19 protein-coding genes and 1 tRNA gene are annotated in these 25986 nt (G+C 58.1%); 4 read left to right on the top strand and 16 right to left on the bottom strand.

Annotated features, from left to right (window positions below; all coding sequences use genetic code 11):
- Window positions 1–12 precede the first annotated feature (12 nt).
- The 3 genes from H6A20_RS03240 to mgtE all read right to left on the bottom strand — a co-directional run bounded on the left by H6A20_RS03240 (window position 13) and on the right by mgtE (window position 3792).
- On the bottom strand, window positions 13–1218 hold the full coding sequence (locus H6A20_RS03240) for an acetate kinase (RefSeq protein WP_204905728.1): 1206 nt from the start codon (window positions 1216–1218) through the stop codon (window positions 13–15).
- Window positions 1219–1262: 44 nt separating this feature from the next.
- Entirely contained in the window at window positions 1263–2279 is a 1017-nt protein-coding gene (gene pta, locus H6A20_RS03235) for a phosphate acetyltransferase (RefSeq protein WP_275952114.1), read from the bottom strand.
- Between the two features lie 121 nt (window positions 2280–2400).
- Window positions 2401–3792: a magnesium transporter gene (gene mgtE / locus H6A20_RS03230; protein ID WP_204905726.1), complete on the bottom strand. Its 1392-nt coding sequence runs from the start codon at window positions 3790–3792 to the stop codon at window positions 2401–2403.
- Between the two features lie 117 nt (window positions 3793–3909).
- Here mgtE and H6A20_RS03225 point away from each other — a divergent pair, with 117 nt between their 5' ends.
- Window positions 3910–5145 carry a nucleotidyltransferase gene (locus tag H6A20_RS03225; RefSeq protein ID WP_204905725.1) on the top strand — a complete coding sequence of 412 codons (1236 nt, stop codon included), beginning with the start codon at window positions 3910–3912 and terminating at the stop codon, window positions 5143–5145.
- Window positions 5146–5180: 35 nt separating this feature from the next.
- Here H6A20_RS03225 and H6A20_RS03220 read toward each other — a convergent pair whose 3' ends face one another.
- Genes H6A20_RS03220 through polA form a run of 4 tightly spaced genes read right to left on the bottom strand, consistent with a single transcriptional unit; the run spans window position 5181 to window position 10140 of the window.
- Window positions 5181–6050, bottom strand: a complete 870-nt coding sequence (locus H6A20_RS03220; RefSeq protein WP_204905724.1) for a DegV family protein — start codon at window positions 6048–6050, stop codon at window positions 5181–5183.
- Between the two features lie 30 nt (window positions 6051–6080).
- Window positions 6081–6878, bottom strand: coding sequence for an MBL fold metallo-hydrolase (locus tag H6A20_RS03215; RefSeq protein ID WP_204905723.1), 798 nt, complete (start codon window positions 6876–6878; stop codon window positions 6081–6083).
- A 22-nt stretch (window positions 6879–6900) separates the two neighbouring features.
- Window positions 6901–7512 carry a dephospho-CoA kinase gene (gene coaE / locus H6A20_RS03210; protein ID WP_204905722.1) on the bottom strand — a complete coding sequence of 204 codons (612 nt, stop codon included), beginning with the start codon at window positions 7510–7512 and terminating at the stop codon, window positions 6901–6903.
- 12 nt (window positions 7513–7524) lie between these two features.
- A complete protein-coding gene (polA, locus tag H6A20_RS03205) occupies window positions 7525–10140 on the bottom strand; it encodes a DNA polymerase I (RefSeq protein WP_204905721.1) in 2616 nt (871 codons plus the stop codon).
- A gap of 169 nt (window positions 10141–10309) precedes the next feature.
- On the opposite strand from polA, the gene H6A20_RS03200 reads away from it, so the two are divergent.
- Window positions 10310–10389, top strand: a tRNA-Leu gene (locus tag H6A20_RS03200).
- Window positions 10390–10437: 48 nt separating this feature from the next.
- Here H6A20_RS03200 and H6A20_RS03195 read toward each other — a convergent pair.
- From H6A20_RS03195 to H6A20_RS03175, 5 genes are all read right to left on the bottom strand, one after another.
- Window positions 10438–11250, bottom strand: coding sequence for a sulfite exporter TauE/SafE family protein (locus H6A20_RS03195; protein WP_204905720.1), 813 nt, complete (start codon window positions 11248–11250; stop codon window positions 10438–10440).
- Window positions 11251–11366: 116 nt separating this feature from the next.
- The gene (locus tag H6A20_RS03190; protein ID WP_204905719.1) at window positions 11367–12017 is read right to left on the bottom strand and encodes a hypothetical protein; all 651 of its coding nucleotides are present in this window, start codon (window positions 12015–12017) and stop codon (window positions 11367–11369) included.
- Between the two features lie 69 nt (window positions 12018–12086).
- The gene (locus H6A20_RS03185; protein WP_204905718.1) at window positions 12087–13358 is read right to left on the bottom strand and encodes a diaminopimelate decarboxylase; all 1272 of its coding nucleotides are present in this window, start codon (window positions 13356–13358) and stop codon (window positions 12087–12089) included.
- A gap of 32 nt (window positions 13359–13390) precedes the next feature.
- Window positions 13391–14827 carry a pyruvate kinase gene (gene pyk, locus H6A20_RS03180; protein WP_204905717.1) on the bottom strand — a complete coding sequence of 479 codons (1437 nt, stop codon included), beginning with the start codon at window positions 14825–14827 and terminating at the stop codon, window positions 13391–13393.
- An 80-nt stretch (window positions 14828–14907) separates the two neighbouring features.
- Window positions 14908–15765, bottom strand: a complete 858-nt coding sequence (locus tag H6A20_RS03175; RefSeq protein WP_204905716.1) for a hypothetical protein — start codon at window positions 15763–15765, stop codon at window positions 14908–14910.
- Between the two features lie 236 nt (window positions 15766–16001).
- On the opposite strand from H6A20_RS03175, the gene H6A20_RS03170 reads away from it, so the two are divergent.
- Both H6A20_RS03170 and H6A20_RS03165 read left to right on the top strand, forming a co-directional pair.
- Window positions 16002–20279, top strand: a complete 4278-nt coding sequence (locus H6A20_RS03170) for a 2-hydroxyacyl-CoA dehydratase (protein ID WP_204905715.1) — start codon at window positions 16002–16004, stop codon at window positions 20277–20279.
- 28 nt (window positions 20280–20307) lie between these two features.
- Complete coding sequence (locus H6A20_RS03165; protein WP_204905714.1) at window positions 20308–20982, top strand: Fic family protein; 675 nt, start codon at window positions 20308–20310, stop codon at window positions 20980–20982.
- Between the two features lie 229 nt (window positions 20983–21211).
- On the opposite strand, the gene gpmI is transcribed toward H6A20_RS03165, so the two are convergent.
- From gpmI to H6A20_RS03145, 4 genes are all read right to left on the bottom strand, one after another.
- Complete coding sequence (gpmI, locus tag H6A20_RS03160; protein ID WP_204905713.1) at window positions 21212–22750, bottom strand: 2,3-bisphosphoglycerate-independent phosphoglycerate mutase; 1539 nt, start codon at window positions 22748–22750, stop codon at window positions 21212–21214.
- Between the two features lie 19 nt (window positions 22751–22769).
- A complete protein-coding gene (locus tag H6A20_RS03155; RefSeq protein ID WP_204905712.1) occupies window positions 22770–23621 on the bottom strand; it encodes an alpha/beta hydrolase in 852 nt (283 codons plus the stop codon).
- A gap of 76 nt (window positions 23622–23697) precedes the next feature.
- Entirely contained in the window at window positions 23698–24447 is a 750-nt protein-coding gene (gene tpiA / locus H6A20_RS03150) for a triose-phosphate isomerase (protein WP_204905711.1), read from the bottom strand.
- Between the two features lie 275 nt (window positions 24448–24722).
- Window positions 24723–25916: a phosphoglycerate kinase gene (locus H6A20_RS03145; RefSeq protein WP_204905710.1), complete on the bottom strand. Its 1194-nt coding sequence runs from the start codon at window positions 25914–25916 to the stop codon at window positions 24723–24725.
- Window positions 25917–25986: the final 70 nt, after the last annotated feature.

Genomic DNA, 25986 nt, shown 5'->3' with positions numbered 1-25986 from the left:
TCTTTTCAGTCACTATTTGTCAAGATTTTTCTTTACCAGTTCTACAGTTTCTTCGCAGATGGCAATCTCCTCGTTTGTCGGGATCACGCATGCCATGATGCTGGATTCCGGTTTCGTGATGATGACCTCTTTGCCGCGGCAGTTGTTGGCCTCATCGTCGAACTGAAGACCCATGAATCCGAACGCCTCGCAGATCTCCTTGCGCAGCGGGATGGCGTTCTCGCCGAGTCCTGCGGTAAAGGTGATCACGTCCACGCCGCCCATGGCTGCAATGTAGGAGCCGATGTACTTGACGATGCGGTATGCATACGCCTCCAGGCAGTTGATGGCATCCTGGTTGCCTGCCTCCGCAGCCGCGGACACATCGCGGTAGTCGCTGGAGATTCCTGTCATGCCGAGCATGCCGGACTTCTTGTTGAGGATGTTCAGCACCTCAGACACAGTCAGGTTCTCTTTGTTGCAGAGGTACTCCACAAAGGCGGGATCGATATCGCCGGAGCGGGTGCCCATGATCACGCCCTCAAGTGGTGTAAGTCCCATGGATGTATCCACGCATTTGCCGTTCTTTACAGCGGACAGGGACGCGCCGTTGCCCATGTGGCATACGATGATCTTCAGATCCCTGATGTCCTTTCCGAGGAAAGCCGCCGTGCGGGCGGAAACGTACTTGTGGGATGTGCCGTGGAAGCCGTACTTGCGGATCGCGTACTTCTCATAGTACTCCTTCGGGATCCCGTACATATATGCCTTCGGGGGCATGGTCTGATGGAACGCCGTGTCAAATACAGCCACGTTGGGAACGCCGGGCATGAGCTTCATGCAGGCATTGATGCCCATCAGGTTGGCCGGGTTGTGGAGCGGTCCTAAGTCCGCGCACTCCTCGATCACCTTGATGACCTCGTCGTCGATGATGACGGAGTTGGTGATCTTCATGCCGCCGTGAAGGACGCGGTGGCCGATGGCGTCGATCTCCTCCAGGGATCCGATGACGCCCGTCTTCTCATTGACAAGGGCGTCCAGCACCATCTGGATCGCGGTTGTGTGATCCGGCATGGCGGCCTCGGTCACTTCCTTTTCCCCTCCCTTGGGCTCATACACAAGGCGTCCGTCGATGCCGATGCGCTCGCAGATGCCCTTTGCCATCACGTCTCTGTTATCGTAATTGATCAACTGGAATTTCAGGGATGAACTTCCACAGTTTACTACTAATACATTCATTTTCTCAATCTCCTCCGGATTTTCCGTATGCTATTCTCTCATCCTTACTGGTTCTGCGCCTGCACTGCCGTGATGGCTACCACGCCCACGATGTCCTCCGCGGAGCAGCCTCTGGACAGGTCGTTGACAGGAGCGGCGATGCCCTGTGTCATCGGGCCGTACGCCTCCGCCTTCGCAAGTCTCTGCACAAGCTTGTAGCCGATGTTGCCGGCGTCGAGATCCGGGAACACGAGCACGTTCGCATGGCCTGCCACCGGGCTTCCGGGAGCCTTGGACTCTCCCACGCTGGGAACGATGGCCGCGTCAAGCTGCAGCTCCCCATCCAGCATCAGGTCCGGGGCCGCTTCCCTTGCGATCCGGACAGCCTCTGTCACCTTGTCCACATCCGCGTGCTTGGCGCTTCCCTTGGAGGAGTGGCTGAGCATGGCAACCTTCGGCTCCGCGCCGACCAGCATCTTAAAGGACTGGGCGGAAGACTCTGCGATAGCCGCCAGCTCTTCGGATGTGGGATTCTGGTTCAGGCCGCAGTCCGCAAACACGAACACGCCCTTCTCACCGTACTCGCAGTCCGGAACGCACATCACAAAGAAAGCGGATACGAGCTTTGTGCCAGGCTTTGTCTTGAGGATCTGGAGGCAGGGGCGCAGCGTGTCCGCTGTGGAGTGGCAGGCGCCGGAAACCATGCCGTCCGCATCCTTCATCTTGACCATCATAACGCCGTAGTACAGGTAATTGGTAAGAAGGATCTCACGCGCCTGCTCCGGCGTCATCCCCTTCTTCTGGCGGAGCTCCACGAGCTTGTCGATATAGGCGGCTGTCCTGTCGCTCGTGGCGGGATCCACAATCCGGGCGCCGCTGATGTCGTAGCTGCCCTTATTCTTTGCGACTTCCTCCTCGCTGCCGACGATGACCACGTTGGCGATCCCTTCCCTGAGCACCGTCTCAGCGGCTTTGTAGGTGCGCTCGTCCTCGGACTCCGGGAGAACGATCGTCTTTTTGTCTGCTCTTGCTTTTGCTTTCATCTCATCTATAAATCCCATGACTGAAAGACTCCTTTCCATTTTTTCTCACTGTTTTCATTATAATACAAAGAACCCCTGCAAACAAGGGTTCTTTTGGCAATCTGATGTCTCTTTTGGCGTACAATTCCTGTCAAATTTTTATCAGGCAAAGCCGGCCGGATCAGAGCGCAAACACGGCGCTGACGATGGCGAAATAGACGCTGATCGTGCTGATATCCACCAGCGTGGAGATGAGCGGCGTGGCCATGATGGCCGGGTCCAGGCCGATCTTCTCCGCCACCAGGGGCAGGGTGCAGCCCACCACCTTGGCGATCACGATGGTGCAGGCCATGGTAAGCCCGATGGTGAGGGCCACCAGCACATCCCCCTGTCCCATGACAAGGATGCGGATCCCGTTCACAACAGACAGGATCAGGCTGATCAGGACCGCCACCCGGATCTCCTTAAAGATCACCCGGAACAGGTCGCCGAACTCGATCTCCCCCACTGAAAGTCCGCGGATCACCAGGGTGGAACTCTGGGAGCCGCAGTTTCCGCCCGTGCCGGTCAGCATGGGGATGAACCCGGCAAGCTGCGGCATGACGGCCAGCGCGCTCTCATAGTGGTTCATGATCATCTGGGTCACCGTGGCGGAGAGCATGAGGAACAGAAGCCAGGGAAGACGGCTTTTGACGTGCTCCACCACCGTAGTCTCAAAGTAGGAGTCGTCGCTGGGGTTTACGCCGGCCATGATGCTGATATCCTCCGTCGTCTCCTCCTGCAGGACGTCCATGGCGTCGTCTACGGTGACAATACCCACCATGCACATCTCGTGGTCCACGATGGGGAGGGCGATCAGACCGTACTTGTTGATGATCTGGGCCACTTCCTCCTGGTCGTCCGTCGTGTGGGCATAGAGCACGTTGGTGTCCATGATCTCTTCGATGGTTCTGGATTCACCTGTTGTGAGGAGCTCCTTTACATCCACCATGCCGATGAGCTTGCGCTTCTCCGTCACGTAGCAGGTGTAGATGGTCTCCTTGTTGAGTCCGACCTGCCGGATCTTCAGGATGGAATCCGCCACCGTCATCTCCCTTCGCAGGGCGATGTAGTCCACGTTCATGACGCTTCCGGCGCTGTCCTCCGGGTACTGGAGCAACTGGTTGATCTGCTGGCGCGTCTCCTCGTCCGTCGCCATGAGAAGACGGTCCACTACGTTGGCCGGCATCTCCTCCAGCACGTCCACCGTATCGTCCAGATACATCTCCTCCATGACTTCCTCCAGCTCCGAGTCCGTCAGGCCGCCGATCAGCATCTCCCGCATGTCGCTGTCCATCTCGGTGAAGGTCTCAGCCGCCTCCTCCTTCGCCAGGAGACGGAATACCATGACGAGCTGCTTCTGGGAGAAATCCTCCATCAGTTCCGCCAGATCCACCGGATACATGTTCTCCAGCTCTTCTTTGAGCTCCTTGTATTTTCTCTCGTCCAGCATCTGGAGGATACGTTCTTCCGTCAGCTTTTCCTTCTCTTCCGTCTCATATGCAAGCTCTTCATTCCTGTCCCGGTTCTCCATATGTATCCTCCTTCCGCCTGTTGTCCATGTGCGGGAAAATCCCGGATCTTCCCGCAGTTGCCGTAAATGTCCTCATATAGTATAATCAATTTCAAAAAGATATACAAGGAGATTTCCATGAAAATTGTCGGAGTGATCGCAGAGTACAACCCGTTTCACAGGGGACATCTGTACCATATCGGGAAGGCAAAAGAACAGACCGGGGCGGACGCGGTGATCGCCGTCATGAGCGGGGACTTCGTCCAGCGGGGGGCTCCCGCCCTCCTGCCCAAGCACCTGCGGGCCGCCATGGCGCTGGAAGCCGGCGTCTCCCTTGTGCTGGAGCTTCCCGTCTGGTGCGCCTGCGGGAGCGCGGAGTATTTCGCCTCCGGCGCCGTATCTGTCTTAGACCAGCTCGGCTGCGTGGACAGCCTCTGCTTTGGGAGCGAGTGCGGGGATCTGCCTTCCCTCTCCCGGGCCGCCCGCATCCTGGAGGAGGAGCCGGAAGACTTCCGGGCCGCCTTGAAAGCCGCTCTTAGCCGCGGGCTCTCCTTCCCCCGGGCCAGGCAGGAGGCCCTGGTATCCTGCGCAGGCAGCGCGGACGCCGGAGCTGTCATGGAGGAGCCGAACAACATCCTGGGGGTGGAGTACATCCGGGCCATCCTGCGCCGGGGCAGCCGGCTTGAGCCGGCAACTGTCCGCCGGGAGGGGAGCGGGTATCACGACCAGGCGCCGGATCCATCCTACAGTTCCGCCACCGCCATCCGCCGCCTGATCCTGGAGGCCGGCAAGGACGGCCTTCCCGCGGCCCTCCGGGATCAGGTTCCCGCCCCGTCAGCGCGGATCCTTGCGGAGTCGTACGGTTCCCGCTATCCCGTGTATGCGGACGACTTTTCCCTTCTTCTCAAATACCGACTCCTTACAGAGAGCGCCGCCGGCCTGGCCTCCTTCGCGGACGTCACAGAGGACCTGGCGAACCGGATCGCGGGCCGGCTTAACGGATACCTCTCCTTTGCGCAGTTCTGCTCCCTGTTAAAGACAAAGGAGATGACCTACGCTCGCATCAGCCGCTGCCTCCTCCACATCCTTCTCGGCATCCGGGGGACGGACATGGACGCCTTCCGGGCGGCCGGCGGCTGCGGTTACGCCCGCGTGCTCGGCTTTCGCAGGGATGCGGCGCCTCTTCTTAATCTTCTCAAGAAGACAAGCGCCATCCCCCTTGTCACGAAGCCGTCCCGGGCCTCCCTCTCCGGCTGCGCCCGGCGCATGTTCGAGAGCGACCTCTACGCCGCCAACCTGTATGAATCCGTCGTAACGGATAAGTTCCGGACTCCTTTTATCCACGAATGCAGACAGCAGGTCGTCATCGTCTGACGGCCTGCTGCCTTTTTCTGCCCTCTTATCTTCTCTTACCTGTCTTCCAGTTCTTCCACCTGCCGGCTGCACGCCACGGCGAGGGCGCCGGGCCCGATGTGGCAGGCCACGCTCAGGGAGAGTGCGTCCATGTGGATGTCATAGCCGGGGAAGTATGCCTCCAGCTCCTCCTTCCACGCCTGCGCTTCCTCCTCCGGGCAGGTGTGGGCGATCTCCAGGTGGACCTTCCTGCCTGCAAACCGGGTGTCCAGGTCCTTCTTCATGGCTTCCTTCATCACCTTTTTGGCGGATTTCATGCCCCGCACCTTCGCGAAGGCATCCAGCTTCTCGCCCTGGATGGTGAGGACCGGCTTTAAGTTGAGGACTGTGCCGAGCGCTGCTGCAGCAGGCGTCACGCGCCCTCCCTTCTTCAGGTATTTCAGTGTGTCCACCGTAATGTAGATGCTGGCCTCCAGCTTCTCCCGCATGAGGATGTCGCAGATCTCCTGCCCGGTGCGCCCCTGCCCCGCCAGTGCAAGCGCATCCAGCACGGACTGGCGCTGGGTGACTGAGATCCTCTGGTTGTTCACCACATGCACTTTCCCGTCAAAATCCCGGGCCAGCGCCATGGCCGTCTCACAGGAGTTGGACAGGCCGCTGGACATGGGGATGTGCACCACCTCGTCGTACGTGTCAAGGAGCTCCTCCCAGATCTCCATCACATCCCCGGGGGATGGCTGGGACGTGGAGATATCCGCCTCGCCGGAGAGATGCCCGTAAAACTCCTCCTGCGTCAGGGTGATATCCTCGTAATACAGCTCCCCGTCAATATAGAACGGCATGGGAACGACCCGGATGCCGAGCCGCTGCGCCTCCTTCTGGGTGATGCCGCTGTTGCTGTCTGTCATGACTGCCACTTTACTCATATCTCTTTCTTTCCTCTCTGTCCTCTTTTTCTATACGGTGACCGCCTCTGACACGCTGTCCCTGGCAGCCACCATCATGGGGATGTCCTCCCCCCTGTACGGGTTGTCCCCCACTGTCACCTCAAGCTTCACCGTCTCGTAGGCCAGCTCTGCGTAGTTGTTCTCCCTGCTCAGGTGCCCCAGGATCACATGCCTGAGCCCGTCGTGGAGAATGTCGCACAGAAGTCTTCCGGAGGACTCGTTGGAGAGATGCCCTTTCTCCCCCATGACGCGCCGCTTCAGCGGATACGGGTAGGGCCCCACCTCCAGCATATGTATGTCGTGGTTCGCCTCCAGAAGGACGGCGTCCAGCCCCTTCAGGTTCTCCACCGTGTAGTCGTCATACACGCCCAGGTCCGTAGCCACCGCCACCGACCGCTGCCCGCAGGCAATCCTGTACCCGGACGGCTCGTAGGCATCGTGGGAGATGGAGAAGGGACGGATCTTCAGATCCCCCAGGTCAAACTCCGTGTCCGTGTGGATCTCCCTGAGCAGCCCCTCCGGCATCCTGCCAAGGCTCCGGTACTCCGTAATGCCCCGCAGGGTCCCTTTCGTGGCGTACACCGGGATGCCGTACTTCCGGCTGAACACGCCCAGTCCCTGGATGTGGTCCGAGTGCTCATGGGTGATGAGGATCCCTGCCAGTTCCTCCCCTTTTATGCCCAGCGTGTGAAGCCCCTCGTCGATCCGCTTCCGGCTGATCCCCGTATCCACCAGAAGGTGGGTGCGGTCGCTTCCCACATAAATACAGTTTCCGCTGCTGCCGCTCGCTATGCTGCACAGTCTCATCGTCTGTCATCTCTCCTGCCTGTTAATTTCTCGTTTTCCCTATATGGAGCTGCGCCATGATCCCGTCGATCTCGCCGCATGTCTCCTGGAAGGAATTGCAGTTGTCGACAGCTCTATCGCAGTATGTAAAGAAGTCGGAGGAAGACATCTGGGAGGCGAAGATGCCTTTTATCTTCTCCTCACTGTAGCCCCTTGAGGCCATGAGACGCTTCTTCCTCGTCTCCTCATCCGCATAAATATACCACACTTCATCGCACAGCGCATCATATTTTTCTTCTATGAAGAGCGCCGCCTCCAGGACGAACACGGCTGTCCCTTTCTTTTCCTCCCTGCGGATCGTCTCCCGGATCTTCTCCTTCACCGCCGGGTGCACGATCTCGTTGAGAACGCGAAGCTGCGCCTGGTTGGAGAACACGATGTTCGCCAGCTTTGCCCGGTCCAGCCTGCCCGTCTCATCCAGGATCCCCGTCCCGAAGTGCTCGGTGATCCTTCTGTGACACCTTGTCCCTTTTTTCTGCAGCCGCTTTGCCACCTGGTCTGCCTGGCAGACAACGGCGCCGTACTCTTCTTTCAGATAGGAGAGCACCTGGCTCTTCCCTGCTCCGATCCCGCCTGTAATCCCTATGATCTTCATCCTGCGTCACCTCTATTTCGCTTCATACCAGTTCCTGCCGGTATGCATGTCTATCTCCAGCGGCACCTCCAGGGACGCCGCGTGCTCCATCTCGTCTCTTACGATCTCCTTCACCTGCTCCACTTCGCTCTCATGGGCTTCCACCAGCAGTTCGTCGTGGACCTGCAGCACGAGGCGCGAGCGCATGCCGCCCTCCTTGAGCCGCCGCTCCACGCCGATCATGGCGATCTTCATGATGTCAGCCGCCGTCCCCTGGATCGGCGAGTTCATGGCCACCCGCTCGCCGAAGGAGCGCTGCATGAAATTGCTGGAGGAGAGCTCCGGCACCGGCCTTCTCCTGCCGAAGAGGGTCGTCACATACCCCTGCTCCTTTGCCTGCGCCACCGCCCGGTCCAGGAATGCCTTGATGCCCGGGTAGGTCCTGAAGTACTGCTCGATATACTGAGCCGCCTCTTTTCTCGTGATGCTTAAGTCCTGGCTGAGGCCGAAGGAGCTGATGCCGTAGACGATGCCGAAGTTGACCGCCTTGGCATTGCTCCTCTGCAGGTCCGTCACCTCGTCGAAGGGGGTGTGGAAGACCTGGGAGGCCGTGATCCGGTGGATGTCCTTCTCCTCCCGGTAGGCCCCGATCAACTGCCGGTCTCCGGAACAGTGGGCCAGCACCCGCAGTTCGATCTGGGAGTAGTCCGCATCCACGAACAGGTAGCCCTCCTCCGGGACAAACACCTTGCGGATCAGCCTGCCAAGCTCCATCCGCACCGGAATGTTCTGCAGGTTCGGCTCCGCGCTGCTGATCCGCCCCGTGGCGGTGACCGTCTGGTGGAACTTGCCGTGGATCCGCCCGTCTTCGCCGATAAACGCGGCCAGGCCGTCCGCATAGGTGGATTTCAGCTTCGCAAGCTGCCGGTACTCCAGGATCTTCGTCACAAAGGGGGACTCCGGCGCCAGCTTCTCCAGCACATCCGCCGCTGTAGAGTAGCCTGTCTTCGTCTTCTTCCCGCCTTTGAGGCCCATCTTCTCAAAGAGGATCACGCCGAGCTGCTTCGGGGAATTGATGTTGAACACCTCGCCGGACTCCCCGTAGATCTCCTGCTCCAGCCTGCCGATCTGCACGGCAAGCTGGTCCCCGTAAGCCTTCAGGGCGCCCGCCTCCACTTTCACCCCGTTTTGCTCCATCTCATAGAGAGTGAAGGCAAGCGGCATCTCGATCTTTTGAAACAGCGGGAGCATGCCCGCCCCGTCCAGCTTTTCTTCCAGGATGGGCATGGCCTTCCAGGCTGTGTAGGCCTCGAAGCAGGCCCGCTTCTCATCTTCCATCCTGTCGTCCAGGAGAAGATCCAACTGCTCTCTCGCCACATCCTCAAAGCGGTAGTCGCTCTTCAGAGGATTGAGAAGGTACGCGGCGATGATCCCGTCAAAGCAGCGCTTTGGCGCCTGCGGCGTCACAAAATCCATCTTCTCCTTCAGCGAGAACATGGAAAAACAACCGGTTTTCCCGGACAGCTCCTCCAGATGGCAGAGGATCTCTTCCGGCTTAAGACCTGCGCCCGCACGGATGCAGAAGATCTCTTCCTCCCCGAAGCACAGGGCCGCGCCCGACACGCCCGCCTGCTTCGCAAAGAGGGGGAGCACTTCTTTTGTATCCCGCAGGATGGCGGCCCCCACCCTGTCAGATGCGGCTGCCCGCGCGAAGACCTCAAGGGCCCGGTCTTTGTCCTCCACCGTGCAGAACGAGTCCTCCACCCCGCTCCCCGGGGCCTGCACCTCAAATCTGCCAAGCAGGTTTTTGAACTCCAGCCGCTGGAACAGGGTGTATGCCTCCTCCGTAAAGAGGTTGCCAAGCTTTGCCCCGCTCACCTCATAGTCGATATCCGCATCCACCCGGATCGTCGCCAGCTCCTTGCTCATGACCGCCAGATCCCAGTGCTCGGTGATGGCTTTGGACGCCCGCGGCGGCCGGATCTCCTCCGCGTGGGCGTGGGCCTCTTCGATGGAATGGTACGCGGCGATGATCTTGGCCGCCGTCTTCTCGCCGATGCCCGGCACACCCGGGATATTGTCGGATGCGTCTCCCATGAGGGCCTTCATATCGATAAACTCAAGGGGTGTGACCCCGTACTTTTCCTTCACATCCGCCGCATAGTAGTCTTCGATCTGCGTCCCGCCCCGCTTTGTCTTGGGGATCCGGATCTGCGTGTGTTCCGTGGCAAGCTGCAGGAGGTCCCTGTCCCCGCTGATGACGGACACCTCCATCCCGGCGGCCTCACACCGCCTTGCGATGGTTCCGATCAGGTCGTCCGCCTCAAGCCCGGCCTGCTCGATCACCCGGACCCCCATGGCTGTCAGCACGTCCTTCATGACCGGCACCTGCTGGCGCAGCTCCTCCGCCATGGGCTTTCGCGTCCCCTTGTACTGGTCGTACATTTCGTGCCGGAAGGTAGGCGCATGCACATCGAACGCCACGGTCAGGTACTGGGGCTTCTCCTCCTCCAGGATCTTCAGCATGATATTCAGGAAGCCGTAGACAGCGTTCGTGTGGAGTCCCTCTGCGTTCGTCAGGTCCGGCAGCCCGAAGAAGGCCCTGTTTAAGATACTGTGTCCGTCTATCAAAACTATCTTTTCCGCCATATGTTCTCTCCATTCAGATCAGTTGGTTGCATGACAATACTTCTATTTACTATACAACAAAGCCGGCTTTTTTTAAAGGTATAAATGCGAATGCAGGCAAAAAAAGATTGTCACGGGAGTTCCCGTGTGCTATAATTTATTCCAGTCTCGGTCAGAGGCCGGACCACCTGCCGCTGTGGCGGAACTGGCAGACGCATACGACTCAAAATCGTACGGGAAACCATATGGGTTCGAGTCCCATCAGCGGCATGAAAAAAGCGCTCCTTTCGGGGCGCTTTTTTCGTGTCGCTGCTTTGTCTACTTCTTCTGCTTTGCCGCGTCGTGGAAGAACATGATCGCGCAGATCACCATGACAACGCAGACAAGGTATGTAAGTACGGTGAGGGGCAGGCTTGTCACGATGAATCCGGCGATGAGGACGCCGATGGAGCCGGTGATGATCATGGGGATCGTGGACGCCCTGTTGTACTTGCCCTCCCTGATGAACGTGATGCCGCAGGCAGGACACAGGTACGCGCAGGATCCCATCATAACCGGGAAGGCCACGTCCGCGCTCATGCCGAGCAGCAGGACGATCGCCATACAGGGCGCATACAGGCCGATGCCGGCTGTCATGAGGATGCCGAGGATAAAGTTGGCGATCACGCCCAGTGCCAGCATGCCGCCCTCCAGTCCCCTGGCTGTACCGAGGATGCCGAAAGGTCCGACTGCATTGATCTTGCACAGAGTGATCAGAGCCACGATGATGAGGGCCACGCCCATCACCACCCGGATCTTCATAATGTCCATCCTGGAGATGATCTTGGCGCCGAGGATGGATCCGATGATGGCCGCCGCGATCATCAGGACAAGGGTCAGGGAATCCATCTCGATCCTCGTCATGGTGATGGTCGCCTCCACGCAGATCGGAATGCCGAAAGCGACATTCAGGGTGCCGGGGATCAGGTCGTCGTGTACGGACTTGTTGAACTTCCACGCCGAGGTGGCGATGGCATAGCTGCCGATTCCCAGCGTATCAAAGAAGTTTGCGATCATACTGATCAGGGAATTGTAGCCGAGCTTGGTCTTATCCAGCTCGTCTTTGTGGGCTCTGACGTCTCTGATAAGCACGACGAAGGCTTGCTCGCTTCCTTATTTATGCATTTATCAGACATATGTCTGTATTGTTCCTCGATCACGCACAAAGGAGGCAGAACCGATTGTTCTGCCTCCGCATATCTTTTCACTTAGAAATTATCTGACGGGAAAAGGATCCCATCCAGCGCTGTCAGGTCATCCTCATTGACCGAGTAGACATTGTCTGCAAGCTCCACATGCAGTTCCACAGTCTGCGCTTCCCCGTAGGCCGGGTTTTCCATGCGCTCCACGAGGATGTCGTACATCATCTGGAACACCATCTCATTGATCTCCTCATCGCTGGGGAACTGGGAGATATCCGTGATATTTGCAAACTCAGCCTCCACGGCGGCCATCACCTCGTCCTCAAGCCCGTCAAATCCGGCGAAGGGCTCCGCGCTCACCTGCACGGTGAAATTGCCGTCCTCATCTTCCGCTGCCTCCCCCACTTCATACTTTGCCTTGGCAAGCATGTCCTGGAAAAGCTGCCGGTAATTCGCTGTCAGTTCCTCCGACAGCCCCGCGTCGTTAAAGCCGCCCATCTCCATGATATTGTCCATGTTCTCATCGTAGAGCGCCCGGGCCTCCTCCTCTGTGGAGTCGGTCTGTTTTGTGTACTCGGCGAAATCCGCCTTGTAGCTTGCGTCCAGCACAGACTGTACGTAGGTTTTCGCGTCGTCCGGCGTCAGGCCTTTGCAGGCGGACATGGCCAGCATCGCGGCCGCAAGGAGCAGGACAAGCAGTTTCTTTTTCCTTTTCATAAAAAATCCCTCCTCGGTAAAGTAAAATGAATTATATACATTTTAACTCACTAGGAGGGAATTGTCTATTTATTTTACAAGTTTTTTACCGATTTCAAAACAATCAAACGTTGCAAAGTAGTCTTTCGGCGTCTCCGCGCGCCGGATGAGCTGCGTGCTTCCGTCCTCTTTCAGGAGCACTTCCGCAGACCGGAGCTTTCCGTTGTAGTTGTATCCCATGGAAAATCCGTGGGCGCCGGTATCGTGGATGACAAGGAGATCCCCGATATCGATCTTCGGCAGGTGCCGGTCCACCGCAAACTTGTCGCTGTTCTCGCACAGGGATCCGGTCACATCGTAGAGGTGGTCGCAGGGCGCGTCCTCCTTCCCCATCACCGTGATGTGGTGGTAGGCGCCGTAGATGGCGGGCCGCATCAGGTTGGCGGCGCAGGCATCCACGCCGATGTACTCCTTGTAGGTATGCTTCTCGTGCACGGCTCTCGTCACAAGGCAGCCGTAAGGGCCGAGCATGAATCTTCCCAGCTCCGTGTAGATCGCCACATCCCCCATGCCTGCCGGCACAAGGACTTCCTCATACACCTGCCGGACGCCCTCCCCGATGACGCGGATGTCATTGGGCTCCTGGTCCGGTTTGTAGGGAATGCCGATGCCGCCTGACAGGTTGATGAATTTGATGTGCGCGCCTGTCTCTTCGTGGAGTTTTACCGCCAGCTCAAAGAGCACTTTGGCGAGCAGCGGGTAGTAGTCGTTCGTCACCGTGTTGCTGGCCAGGAAGGCATGGATGCCGAACTCCTTCGCCCCCTTCGCCTTCAGGATCTTAAACGCCTCAAAGATCTGCTCCGTGGTCATCCCGTACTTGGCGTCCCCCGGATTGTCCATAATGTCGTTGCTGATCTTGAAGATCCCGCCCGGGTTGTACCGGCAGCTTATGGTCTCCGGGATGCGGCCGATGGCCTTCTCCAGAAACTCAATGTGGGTGATGTCATCCAGGTTGATGATGGCCCCCAGCCGGTCCGCAAGCTGGAAGTCCTCCGCCGGTGTATCGTTGGAGGAGAACATGATTCCCTCCCCGGAAATGCCGACCGCGTCGGAGAGCATCAGCTCCGTGTAGGAGGAGCAGTCGCTGCCGCAGCCGTACTCCTTCAGGATCTCCATGAGGAACGGGTTCGGTGTCGCCTTCACTGCAAAGTATTCCCTGTACCCCTTGTTCCAGGCGAAGGCCTCCTTCAGCGCCTGCGCGTTCCTGCGGATCCCCTTCTCATCATAGAGGTGGAAAGGCGTGGGATACTCCTTCACGATCTCTTCCAGTTGTTCCTTTGTCACAAATGGTCTCTTCGTCATGTACTCTCTCTCCTGTTCTGTCTGCTGCTGTTTTACTCAATGACTGCGATGCGCATCATGTTGCTGGCGCCTTCCCTGCCTTTGTCCGCATTGCGGGACGGCAGTCCTGCCGTGAGGATCACGATGTCCCCTGTCTCCGCATATTCCTTTGCGCATACGAGCTCAATGGCGCTGGAGCAGATATCCTCCGTGGAGTTGAACTGGATGGACTTCATGGGAAGCACACCCCAGTAGATCTGCATCCGGCGCAGCGTGCGCTCATCCGGCGTCACGCCGATCACCATTGTCTTCGGCTTGAACTTGGACACAACCCTGGCTGTCGCGCCGGACACAGACGGCGTGATGATGCACTTCGCGCCCAGGTTGTAGGCTGTCGTCACAGAGGCGTGCCCGATGGCGGTGGAAATGCCTTTCATGCGGTGCTCCTCCGCCTTCTTAAGGAGCATGTCATAGTCCAGATGCTCCTCTGTGCTGCGGACGATATGCACCATCATCCGCAGCGCCTCCAGCGGGTACTTGCCCTGCGCCGTCTCGCCGGAGAGCATGACTGCGTCCGTGCCGTCGTAGACCGCGTTGGCCACATCCGTCACCTCCGCTCTTGTGGGGCGGGGATTGCGGATCATGGAATCCAGCATCTGGGTCGCCGTGATGACCGGCTTGTAGTAGTAGTTGCACTTCTGGATGATCATCTTCTGCAGGTACGGCACCTCCTCGGCCGGGATCTCCACGCCCAGGTCGCCTCTCGCGACCATGATGCCGTCCGCGCAGCGGATGATCTCATCGATATTCTTAATGCCCTCCGCATTCTCGATCTTGGCGATGATCGGGATGTAGGGCGCGTTGCATGTCTTTAAGAAAGCGCGGATCTCCATGATGCACTCCGCGTTGCGCACAAAGGAGGCGGCGATAAAGTCAATGCCCTGCTCCACGCCGAACTTCAGATCCTCCCTGTCCTTGTCCGTGATGGCCGGGAGACGCACCGGAACGTTGGGCACATTGACGCCCTTTCTCTCGCCCAGCTCCCCGCCGTTCACGACCCGGCAGGCGATCTCCCTGTCCGTCTTGCCCGTCACCTCAAGTCCGATCAGGCCGTCGTCAATGAGGATCGTGCTGCCCACGGTCACATCGTCCACAAGGCCGGTGTAGCTGATGGACACTCTCGTCTCATCCCCCTCGATCTCCTCTGTCGTGAGCGTGAACTTCTCTCCGGTCAGGATCTGGACCTTCTTCCCGCCCTTCAGGACGCCGGTGCGGATCTCCGGCCCCTTCGTGTCGAGAAGGATGGCTGTCGGCCTGTTCTCCTCCTCCCGCACCTTCTTGAGCATGTCCATGCGCATCTTCTGCTCCGCATGGTCTCCGTGGGAGAAGTTGAAGCGGGCGATATCCATGCCGCTTCGGATCAGCTCCCGCATCACATTCTCATCGTTGGTCGCAGGCCCCATCGTACAGATGATCTTTGTTTTTTTCATACTCATTTCTCTCTTTTCCTTTCTCCACTTCTCATTTCATGTATGTTGCCGGGCGCGCGAAATGCCCGTAAATGTCCGTTTTATTTCACATGGATATGTGAAAACAGGTGATCCTGGCAGTACTCGTAGTTGCCGTTGCACTTGGAACAGTACCGGAACTCAAGCGTCGGATCGTCCAGTTCTGTCCGCCCGCAGACCGCGCAGCGGTGCCTGGCGCCGCCGGCGTAGTGCTGCTCCGGGCGCATCTTCTTCTGGAACTGCTGCTTTCTCCTCTGCTGCTTCGGGGCAAACTGCCGCATATTCCTGGACCCGAGGAAAAAGATCACAAAGTTCAGGATCGAGACAGCCGCCGCAATGGCGTTGGATTTGTAGACAAAGCCGAACACGCTTCCCCCGTAAGCCGGGAGGAACGCCTGGGCGATGGTGTAAAGAAAATACAGGCCGTCCAGCCATCCCAGCCACTTCGCCTTCACCGGGATCATGAAGAACAGGTAGAACTCCATGTCCGGATAGATGGCCGCAAAGGCGAGGAAGAGGGACATATTCAGATACCAGGTTCCTAAGGGGAAGGACACCCCAGTGATAAAGTAGGCCGCAAAGGCCGCGATCACATGGAAGAACATACCCGCAAAGAAATACAGGTTGAAGCGGAACGCCCCCCACGTGTTCTCCAGCGTCCTGCCGAGCATATAATAGAGATACAGGGCAAAGATCATAAAGATATAACTGGACTGGGGCGGCTGGATGATGAAGGTCACGATCCGCCAGATCTGTCCGTGGAGGATGGCGTTCACATCCAGGCACAGATACTGATAGTAGAAATTGGGCACAAGGAGCTGCAGCGCCAGCCCCACAACGTACAGAATAATAACATAATACATCAGGTTATGGATGGCGTAGCGTCCGAACCTGCGCTCCAGTCTGTCCAACCAGCTCATATTAATTAAGGCCTCCCCGTTGTCTCTGAATTTGGCAAATAGCTGTTTTCATTCTACCGTCTCGGTATAGGTTTGTCAATTATAGCACCTAAGTTTTACTCTAATTTCATTTTTCTATTACATTTGTTAATTGTCATTTCAAATATTTTGTCGTATAATGTTACAGGCTGAAAAGCCCTTTTGCTTTTTAATAAGAAAAGAACCGATTTTCATTTCAGAAATAAGGAGTACATAATATGAGTCAACAGGAATTATTCACACTGGGGATCGACATCGGATCCACGACGGTCAAGATCGCGATCCTGGACGACCAGAACGACGTCGTCTTCTCCGACTACGAGCGGCATTTTGCCAACATCCAGGAGACCCTCTCCGACCTGCTCGGCAGGGCCATCTACAAGCTTGGCTCCATCCATGTGTCGCCGGTCATCACCGGATCCGGCGGCCTGACGCTGGCCAAGCACCTGGGCGTTCCTTTTGTCCAGGAAGTAGTCGCCGTGTCCACTGCCCTGCAGGACTACGCCCCCCAGACGGACGTGGCCATCGAACTGGGCGGCGAGGACGCCAAGATCATCTACTTCGAGGGCGGCAGCATCGAGCAGCGCATGAACGGGGTGTGCGCCGGCGGCACCGGCTCCTTCATCGACCAGATGGCCTCCCTTCTGCAGACGGACGCGGCCGGCCTCAACGAATATGCAAAGAACTACAAGGCGCTCTACTCCATCGCGGCCCGCTGCGGTGTGTTTGCCAAGTCTGACATCCAGCCCCTCATCAACGAGGGCGCGTCCAAGGAGGATCTGGCAGCCTCCATCTTCCAGGCTGTTGTGAACCAGACCATCAGCGGACTCGCCTGCGGCAAGCCGATCCGGGGACATGTGGCCTTCCTGGGCGGCCCCTTACACTTCCTCTCCGAATTGCGGGAGGCTTTCGTGCGCACTCTGAAGCTGGATGACGAGCACACCATCGCGCCGAACCACTCCCACCTTTTTGCGGCGGTGGGCTCTGCCCTCAACTCCACAAAGGAGCCGGTAGTCCCCATCCGCGAACTGCAGGAGCGGCTGGCAAGAAGGATCCAGATGGAGTTTGAGGTGGAGCGCATGGAGCCCCTCTTCGCAACCGAGGCGGACTACAACGCTTTCATCTCCCGCCATGCGAAGCACCAGGTTCCGGTCCGGGATCTGGCCTCCTATAAGGGGAAGGCTTTCCTCGGCATCGACGCCGGCTCCACGACGACAAAGGCGGCGCTCGTGGGCGAGGACGGCACCCTCCTCTACTCCTTCTACCACAACAACGAGGGAGACCCGCTTGGGACAACCATCTCCGCCATCCGCGACATCTACAGCCAGCTCCCGGAGGAAGTGGAGATCGTACACTCCTGCTCCACCGGTTACGGGGAGGCCCTCATCAAGGCCGCCCTCATGCTGGACGAGGGGGAGGTGGAGACGGTGGCGCACTACTACGCCGCCTCCTTCTTTGAGCCCGACGTGGACTGCATCCTGGACATCGGCGGGCAGGATATGAAGTGCATCAAGATCAAGAACCAGACCGTGGACAGCGTGCAGCTCAACGAGGCCTGCTCATCCGGGTGCGGTTCCTTCATCGAGACCTTTGCCAAATCCCTGAACTATACTGTGGAGGATTTTGCCCAGGAGGCGCTCTTTGCCCACAATCCCATCGATCTGGGGACCCGGTGCACCGTGTTCATGAACTCCAAGGTGAAGCAGGCGCAGAAAGAGGGAGCCGAAGTGTCCGACATCTCCGCCGGCCTGGCCTACTCTGTCATCAAGAACGCACTTTTCAAAGTCATTAAGGTGTCCGACGCCTCCGAGCTGGGGAAACATATCGTCGTACAGGGCGGCACCTTCTACAATAACGCGGTGCTTCGCAGCTTTGAGAAGATCGCCGGCTGCGAGGCGATCCGCCCGGACATCGCCGGCATCATGGGCGCCTTCGGCGCGGCCCTCATCGCCAGGGAGCGGTATGTGGACTGCGAGGGCACGACCATGCTCTCCATCGAAGACATCGAGAGCCTGGAGTACCGCACCACGATGACAAAGTGCAAAGGCTGCACCAACAACTGCCGCCTGACCATCAACCATTTCAGCGGCGGGCGGAAGTTCATCACCGGCAACCGCTGTGAGCGCGGCCTCGGGAAAGAGAAGAAGGAAAACACCCTCCCCAACCTCTTTGCCTACAAGAGCCAGCGCTACCTCGGCTACCTGCCCCTGTCAGAGGAGGCCGCATCGCGCGGCGTCATCGGCATTCCCAGGGTGCTGAACATGTACGACAACTATCCCTTCTGGTACACGTTCTTCACCACCCTCGGCTTCCGGGTGATCCTCTCCCCCGCTTCCACGCGGAAGATCTATGAACTGGGGATCGAATCCATCCCGAGCGAGTCGGAGTGCTACCCGGCCAAGCTGGCCCACGGACACGTGCAGTGGCTCATAAACCAGGGGATCCGGCACATTTTTTATCCGTCCGTCCCCTACGAGCGCAACGAGTTCACAGAGGCAAACAACCACTACAACTGCCCCATCGTGACCTCCTACCCGGAGAACATCAAGAACAATATGGATCCCATCGTCCACGGCGAGGTGGATTTCATCCATCCCTTCCTCTCCTTCGCCAGCGAGGAGACACTCTGCGCAAGGCTCACAGAGGAGCTGGGTGAGAAATTCTCCATCACGGCAGCCGAGATCAAAGATGCGGTGCACCGTGGCTGGGTCGAGCTGGAGGAGTGCCGGGACGATATGCGCAGGAAAGGCGAGGAGACCGTCGCCTACCTGGACCGGACCGGCAACCGGGGCATTGTCCTGGCAGGGCGCCCCTACCACATCGATCCGGAGGTCAACCACGGCATCCCGGAGCTCATCAACTCCTACAACATCGCCGTGCTGACCGAGGACTCCGTCTCCCACCTTCACCAGGTGGAGCGGCCCTTAAACGTCATGGACCAGTGGATGTACCACTCCCGCCTCTATGCGGCGGCCAATTTCGTGAAGACAAAGGACAATCTGGACCTCATCCAGCTCAACTCCTTCGGCTGCGGCCTGGACGCCGTGACGACGGACCAGGTGGCGGACATCCTCACCGGCTCCGACAAGATCTACACCTCCCTGAAGATCGACGAGGTCAACAACCTGGGCGCTGCCCGGATCCGCATCCGCTCCCTGCTGGCGGCCATCCGCGTGCGGGAGCAGAGGGAGCAGAAGCGGGACATCCACTCTTCCGCCATCGACAAGGTGCCCTTCACAAAAGAGATGCGCAGGGATTACACGATCCTTTGCCCGCAGATGTCCCCCATCCACTTTGAGCTGCTGGAGCCGGCCTTCAGAGCCTCCGGCTACCATGTGGAGGTCCTGCCCAACGACAACAAGCAGGCCGTGGATGTAGGGCTTAAATATGTAAATAACGACGCCTGCTATCCGTCCCTCATGGTGGTGGGACAGATCATGGAGGCCATCCTGTCCGGCAGGTATGACACAGACAAGATCGCCGTCATCATCAGCCAGACCGGCGGCGGCTGCCGCGCCTCCAACTACATCGGCTTCATACGCCGGGCGCTGAAAAAGGCCGGCTATGAGCACATCCCGGTGATCTCCATCAACCTGAGCGGACTGGAGGGGAATCCCGGCTTCAAGATCACGCCCATGCTCGCCCTGCGCGGCATCTACGCGGCGGTGTTCGGCGATATCTTCATGAAATGCGTGTACCGGCTCCGCCCCTACGAGGCGCAGCCAGGCTCCGTGGAGGCGATGCACCGCAAATGGGTAAAGGTGTGCGCGGACTTTGTGTCCCAGGGCTATCCGTCCAGGCGCCAGTTTAAGAAGCTTTGCCGGGACATCATCCAGGATTTTGACAACAACATCGAGCTTCTGGACATCAAAAAACCCCGGGTAGGCGTAGTGGGCGAGATCCTCGTCAAGTTCCTCCCGGCCGCCAACAACCATCTGGTGGATCTGCTGGAGAGCGAGGGAGCCGAGGCGGTCGTGCCCGACCTTCTGGACTTCCTGCTGTACTGCTTCTACAACCAGAACTTTAAGGTGAAAAACCTGGGCTTTGCAAAGTCCAAAGCCGTCCTGGCCAACCTGGGCATCCGGGCCCTGGAGTGGTTCCGCTCCCCGGCCAGCGAGGCCTTTGCCCAGAGCAAACACTTTGCCCCGCCGGCCCACATCGAGGATCTTGGCCGGATGGCCTCCGAGATCGTCTCCCTGGGCAACCAGACCGGCGAGGGCTGGTTCCTCACCGGCGAGATGCTGGAACTCATCCACAGCGGCGCCACGAACATCGTGTGCACGCAGCCCTTCGCCTGCCTGCCGAACCACGTGGTCGGCAAGGGCGTCATCAAGGAGCTGCGCCGCCGCTACCCGCTTGCCAACATTGTGGCCATTGACTACGATCCCGGCGCCAGCGAGGTAAACCAGCTCAACCGCATCAAGCTAATGCTGTCTACGGCAAACAAAAACCTCGGGAAAGACGCGGAAAGCGAAAAGGAAGAGATGGCCGGCTAGAGGGGGCGCAGGCCAGAGAGGAAGTCTTATGTTTGAAAAGAAATATGTCATGTCCCAGGAAGAAAATATCTTCTGGGCAAAGAGAAACCTTGTAGACTATATATGGAAGAGCGCCAATCTGGAAGGGATTGGCGTCACCTTCCCGGAGACGCAGACGATCGTTGAGGGCATCAGCATCCAGGGAAAGAGCATAGACGACATCAACAGCATCGTACAGCTCAAACACGGGTGGCAGATGGTCTTTGAATCCATCAACGAGGAACTGGATCTGGCCTATATCAAAAAGCTTCATCTCATCATAGGAAAGATGACCGTGATCAATTCGGGTACGCTTCGAATGGATGAGGTCCGGATCGCCGGGAGCAGCTACATCCCTCCGATTCCCACAGAAGCTCTTGCAGAAAAGAAAATTCGGGAAATCCTTTCCTCCGGCCGGGAGTGGACGGAAATAGCCCTGAACCTCATGCTGTATCTGACAAAGAGCCAGCTTTTTTACGATGGGAACAAGCGGATCGCCATGCTCGCTGCCAACAAGCTGCTCATCCAGCACGGCTGCGGCGTCCTGTCTGTCTCACAGGACCAGCTTGAAAAGTTTTTCACTCTCCTTATCTCCTACTACGAAGATGAGGCGCAGGCTGACGCATTGAAAAAATTTTTATACGAGAATTGTCTGGACGGCTTCAGGGGTAAAGTCTCAGACTGATCCCGCCTGTCCCCCAGCGCTTCAGCGCCAGGGCCAGGGCAGCGGACAGCACTCCTTTCTTCCTATTCCATCTCCGCCCCTCATGAAAGTCTGTGTCTTCTTCTACACAGAATACACAAGACAGAACTCTTCGGGTGCATAGTTTATTACTTTCCACTGATTTTTTCAAAGAAATTTCCCGGCAGGAAGTTCTGCCGGGAATTTTCTTTCATTTATTTATTTTCTGTTCCTACTTTACGATCAAAGATTTTCCTGTCATCTCTTTCGGCTGCTCCATGCCCATCATCTCGATCAGCGTCGGAGCAATATCCGCCAGGCAGCCTCCCTCTCTAAGCTTGTAGGAGGGATCTGCGTTGACAAGGATAAACGGCACCGGATTCGTGGTGTGGGCCGTGAAGGGCTCCCCTGTCTCCTCGTCGATGAGCTGCTCCGCGTTTCCGTGGTCCGCGCAGATGAACATCTGGCCGTCCACCTCTTTGATCGCGTCCACAGCTCTGCCGACGCACTCGTCCACAGCCTCGATGGCCTTGATGGCGGCTGCCTCCACGCCTGTGTGGCCCACCATGTCCGGGTTGGCAAAATTGATGATGATTACATCGTATTTGCCGGACTTAATGGCCTCCACAAGCCGGTCGCACACCTCGTAAGCGCTCATCTCCGGCTTCAGGTCGTACGTTGCGACCTTCGGGGATTTCACGAGGATGCGGTCCTCCCCCTCGTTGGGCTCCTCCACGCCGCCGTTGAAGAAGAATGTCACATGGGCGTACTTCTCCGTCTCGGCGATGCGGGCCTGCTTCAGGCCGTTTGCCGCCAGGAACTCGCCGAAGGTGTTGGTGATCTCCTCTTTCACAAAGGCCACCAGTTTATTGCCGATGGTCACATCGTAATCTGTAAAGCACACGTAGGTTGTCCGGATGCGCTCTCCTCTGTCAAAGCCTGTAAACTCGTCGTCGCAGAAGGTCCGTGTGATCTCTCTTGCGCGGTCCGGGCGGAAGTTAAAGAAAATGATGGAGTCGCCGCTCTTGATGGTGGCTGTCGGCGCACCGTCCTTCTCCACGATGGTGGGCAGGACGAACTCATCAGTCGTCTCCCTGTCGTAGGATGTCTGGATCCCTGCAGGTCCGGAGACTGCCTTCTCCCCCTCGCCGTACACGAGAGCTCTGTAGGCCTTCTCCACACGGTCCCAGCGGTTGTCGCGGTCCATGGCGTAGTAGCGTCCCATCACGGTTGCCACCTCGCCAACGCCGATCTCCTTCATCTTTGCCTCAAGCTCTTCTACGTATTCCCTGCCGGACTCCGGCGGTGTGTCACGGCCGTCCAGGAAGCAGTGCACGTACACCTTCTCAATCCCCTGGCGCTTTGCCAGCTCCAGAAGCCCGTAGATATGGGTGTTGTGGCTGTGCACGCCGCCGTCGGACACAAGTCCCATCAGGTGGAGGGCAGAGTCATGCTCCTTCACATTCGCGCACGCTGCAAGGAGCGCCTTGTTCTCAAAAAAGTCCCCATCCTGGATCGCCTTTGTGATCTTGGTCAGATCCTGGTACACGATGCGGCCGGCGCCCATATTGAGGTGACCCACCTCGGAGTTGCCCATCTGGCCCTCCGGCAGTCCCACCGCCATGCCGCTGGCGTTGCCCTTCACAAAGGGGCACTCAGCCATCAGCCTGTCCATGACAGGGGTTTTCCCTTCCGCCACCGCGTTGCCGTCTTTCTTATCTCTAAGCCCGTAGCCATCCAGGATCATAAGCACTGTTGGTTTTTTACTCATCTTCCATTCTCCTTCTAATTCATAATTCTGTGGTCGTCAAAAAGCCGTCCTGACGCCGGATCTGTTCCATCCAGCGGCATGCCAGCTTTGTCCAGCACTGGCACTCTGGTTCCACGCCGCTTCCATCCTGTCTTCTGGAAAGTTCGTCCGCCGCTCCCAGCCCATGCACTCCCTCCTGGAACACATGGAGCTCTGTCCGCACGCGGGCGCAGTGAAGCGCCTGCGCCATGACAAGGGAATTTTCCACCGGCACGGTGCCGTCCGCAAACGTGTGCCAGAGGAAGGCAGGCACCGTCGTCTCCTTCACCCGCTTTTCAAGCGAGAGGGGCTCCCATGCCTCTTCCCTGTCCGTGCCAAGCAGCGCGCGGAAACTGTCTTTGTGGGCCGTCCCCCTGACAGAAGAGATGACCGGGTAACAGAGGATCATCCCCTCCGGCCGCAGAAGATTCGGCTCTGTCTGCAGGGCCTCTGCGAGAAACGGCTCATCCCACATGGTGCCAAGGCACCCTGCCAGATGGCCCCCCGCCGAGCACCCCTGCACGAAGATCTGAGAGGGATCCGCCTTCCACTCCTCTGCATGGGCGCGGATCAGAAGCACTGTCCTCCCCAGCTCAAGAAGAGCTGCCGGAAATACGGCTGGGGCTGTGGAGTAACGCAGGACCGCTACATGGTACCCCCGCCGCAGGAACTGCATGGCGATGGGCTCCCCCTCGCGGAAACTCGTCCTCTCATAGCCGCCGCCGGGACAGAGGATCACAAAGGGTCTGCTCTGTATGTGCAGCTTCTCCCCCGGCGTGTCCAGAATATAGAAGACCACATGGGCGTCCGGCAGGGATCCATGTTCTTTCAGATTTATTGTTTTCAGTATCATTTTTTTGCCTCCCGGAACCCAAAATCCCGCAGGGACTGGTATTTCAAGCCCTCTGCGGGTGATTTTGCACTCTGTCTTATTTGTAGTTTACGATCTTGCCGAAGTCAGCCTTCAGGGAAGCGCCTCCCACAAGTCCGCCGTCGATGTCCGCCTGTGCGAACAGCTCTGCCGCGTTGCCTGCGTTTACGGATCCGCCGTACTGGATGCGGATGGCCTCCGCTGTCGCCTCATCATAGATCTCAGCGATGCATGCGCGGATGCCTGCGCAGACCTCCTCGGCCTGCTCGGTCGTAGCTGTCTTGCCGGTTCCGATGGCCCAGATCGGCTCGTAGGCAATGACTGCCGTCTTCGCCTGCTCTGCTGTCACGTTCTGGAAGCCAACCTTCACCTGCTGGCGGATGAAGTCCATGGTCACGCCCTGCTCTCTCTGCTCCAGCGTCTCGCCGCAGCACATGATCGGTGTGATGCCGTGCTCGAATGCCTTCAGCACCTTCTTGTTCACGTCCTCGTTCGTCTCGCCAAAGTAGTCTCTTCTCTCAGAGTGTCCGAGTACGACATACTTTACGCCCGCGTCTGTGAGCATAGCCGGGGAGATCTCTCCTGTGTAGGCGCCGCTCTCCTCAAAGTACATGTTCTCGGCGCCGACCTGGATGTTTGTTCCCTTGCAGGCTTCAACAACCGGGATGATGTCGATGGCCGGCACGCAGAATACAACGTCCGCGTCCTCTGTGGCTACCAGCGGCTTCAGCTCCTCTACAAGAGCGACCGCCTCGCTGGGAGTCTTGTTCATTTTCCAGTTTCCTGCGATAATCTTTCTTCTTGCCATTTTATTTCACTCTTTCTTTCAAATATTATAAATGGGGGGGGTGTTCACCTTACCAGGCTCGGCCTGCGCCCTGGCGGGCTTGCCCTCACTAAGTGCGGTGAACCAGGTGCGCACTGGAATTCGCCCGGCGTCCTGCGGACTTGGGCTCATTAAGCGGGATGTTCACCTTACTAGGCTCAGCCTGCGCCCTGGCGGACTTGCCCTCGCCAAGTGCGGTGAACTAAGTGCGCACTGGAATTCGCCCGGCGTCCTGCGGACTTGGGCTCATTAAGTGCTTACTTATCATTAGCGGCTGCTACGCCCGGAAGCTCTTTGCCTTCCAGGAACTCAAGGGATGCACCGCCGCCTGTGGAGATGTGGGTCATCTTGTCGCCGTATCCGAGCTGGTTTACAGCCGCAGCGGAATCGCCGCCGCCGATGATCGTCACAGCGTCTGTCTCAGCCAGCGCCTGTGCAACGGCCTCTGTGCCGTGGGCGAAGTTGGGCATCTCAAAGCAGCCCATCGGTCCGTTCCAGACAACTGTCTTGGCATCCTTCACTGCGTCTGCAAAGATCTTCTCTGTCTCGGGTCCGATATCCATGCCTTCCCATCCGTCCGGGATCTCGCCGGTGGGAACGATCTTGATGTTGGCGTCGTTGGAGAACTCATCGCCGATGCGGTTGTCAACGGGAAGCAGAAGCTTTACGCCCTTCTCCTGCGCCTTTTTCAGCATGTTTGCCGCATACTCGAGGTAGTCGTCCTCGCAGAGGGATACGCCGATCTTGCCGCCCTGGGACTTGGCAAATGTGTAAGCCATGCCGCCGCCGATGATGAGCGTGTCCACCTTGTCAAGCAGGTTCTCGATCACGGAGATCTTGCTGGACACTTTCGCGCCTCCTAAGATGGCCACGAAGGGTCTTGTCGGGTTGTTGACCGCGTTTCCGAGGAAATCGATCTCTTTCTGCATCAGGTATCCGACAACAGCCGTATCCACATATTTTGTCACGCCCACGTTGGAGCAGTGCGCTCTGTGGGCTGTTCCGAACGCGTCGTTTACAAACACGTCGCACAGGGAGGCAAGCTCCTTTGAGAAGTTGTCCTCATTCTTTGTCTCCTCTGCTCTGTAGCGCGTATTCTCAAGAAGGATCACATCTCCGTCCTGCATGGCCTCCACAGCCGCCCTTGCGTTTGCGCCAACGACCTCGGGGTCCGCCGCAAACTTCACTTCCTGTCCGAGAAGCTCGGAGAGGCGCACTGCCACAGGGGCAAGGGAGAGCTCCGGCACCGGTTTTCCCTTCGGCTTTCCGAGGTGAGAGCACAGGATGATCTTTCCGCCGTCTGCGATCAGCTTCTTGATCGTGGGCAGCGCAGCCACGAGACGGTTCTCGTCCGTGATCTTCCCGTCGATGAGCGGTACGTTGAAGTCACATCTTACGAGCACTCTCTGGCCTTTTACATTGATATCGTCTACTGATTTTTTGTTGAGCATATCGATGCCTCCTTAAAATAAATCTTGTAAAAAAAAGGGTCCGGCCCAACAAGACCGGACCCTTTCGTGA

It is taken from the genome of Mordavella massiliensis (assembly GCF_016901695.1).
GTDB lineage: Bacteria > Bacillota > Clostridia > Lachnospirales > Lachnospiraceae > Claveliimonas > Claveliimonas massiliensis_A.
Note: the sequence above shows the minus strand (reverse complement) of the source record. Positions and strands in the feature narration are given on the sequence as shown.

What these genes read in the sequence shown, in the direction of transcription:
- H6A20_RS03190 (WP_204905719.1), bottom strand. Translation starts at nt 12,017, where the DNA reads ATGAAAAGGAAAAAGAAACTGCTTGTCCTGCTCCTTGCGGCCGCGATG.
- H6A20_RS03145 (WP_204905710.1), bottom strand. Translation starts at nt 25,916, where the DNA reads ATGCTCAACAAAAAATCAGTAGACGATATCAATGTAAAAGGCCAGAGA.
- H6A20_RS03170 (WP_204905715.1), top strand. Translation starts at nt 16,002, where the DNA reads ATGAGTCAACAGGAATTATTCACACTGGGGATCGACATCGGATCCACG.
- gpmI (WP_204905713.1), bottom strand. Translation starts at nt 22,750, where the DNA reads ATGAGTAAAAAACCAACAGTGCTTATGATCCTGGATGGCTACGGGCTT.
- pyk (WP_204905717.1), bottom strand. Translation starts at nt 14,827, where the DNA reads ATGAAAAAAACAAAGATCATCTGTACGATGGGGCCTGCGACCAACGAT.
- pta (WP_275952114.1), bottom strand. Translation starts at nt 2,279, where the DNA reads ATGGAAAGGAGTCTTTCAGTCATGGGATTTATAGATGAGATGAAAGCA.
- H6A20_RS03215 (WP_204905723.1), bottom strand. Translation starts at nt 6,878, where the DNA reads ATGAGACTGTGCAGCATAGCGAGCGGCAGCAGCGGAAACTGTATTTAT.
- H6A20_RS03185 (WP_204905718.1), bottom strand. Translation starts at nt 13,358, where the DNA reads ATGACGAAGAGACCATTTGTGACAAAGGAACAACTGGAAGAGATCGTG.
- H6A20_RS03225 (WP_204905725.1), top strand. Translation starts at nt 3,910, where the DNA reads ATGAAAATTGTCGGAGTGATCGCAGAGTACAACCCGTTTCACAGGGGA.
- H6A20_RS03175 (WP_204905716.1), bottom strand. Translation starts at nt 15,765, where the DNA reads ATGAGCTGGTTGGACAGACTGGAGCGCAGGTTCGGACGCTACGCCATC.
- H6A20_RS03240 (WP_204905728.1), bottom strand. Translation starts at nt 1,218, where the DNA reads ATGAATGTATTAGTAGTAAACTGTGGAAGTTCATCCCTGAAATTCCAG.
- H6A20_RS03165 (WP_204905714.1), top strand. Translation starts at nt 20,308, where the DNA reads ATGTTTGAAAAGAAATATGTCATGTCCCAGGAAGAAAATATCTTCTGG.
- coaE (WP_204905722.1), bottom strand. Translation starts at nt 7,512, where the DNA reads ATGAAGATCATAGGGATTACAGGCGGGATCGGAGCAGGGAAGAGCCAG.
- mgtE (WP_204905726.1), bottom strand. Translation starts at nt 3,792, where the DNA reads ATGGAGAACCGGGACAGGAATGAAGAGCTTGCATATGAGACGGAAGAG.
- polA (WP_204905721.1), bottom strand. Translation starts at nt 10,140, where the DNA reads ATGGCGGAAAAGATAGTTTTGATAGACGGACACAGTATCTTAAACAGG.
- H6A20_RS03220 (WP_204905724.1), bottom strand. Translation starts at nt 6,050, where the DNA reads ATGAGTAAAGTGGCAGTCATGACAGACAGCAACAGCGGCATCACCCAG.
- H6A20_RS03155 (WP_204905712.1), bottom strand. Translation starts at nt 23,621, where the DNA reads ATGATACTGAAAACAATAAATCTGAAAGAACATGGATCCCTGCCGGAC.
- tpiA (WP_204905711.1), bottom strand. Translation starts at nt 24,447, where the DNA reads ATGGCAAGAAGAAAGATTATCGCAGGAAACTGGAAAATGAACAAGACT.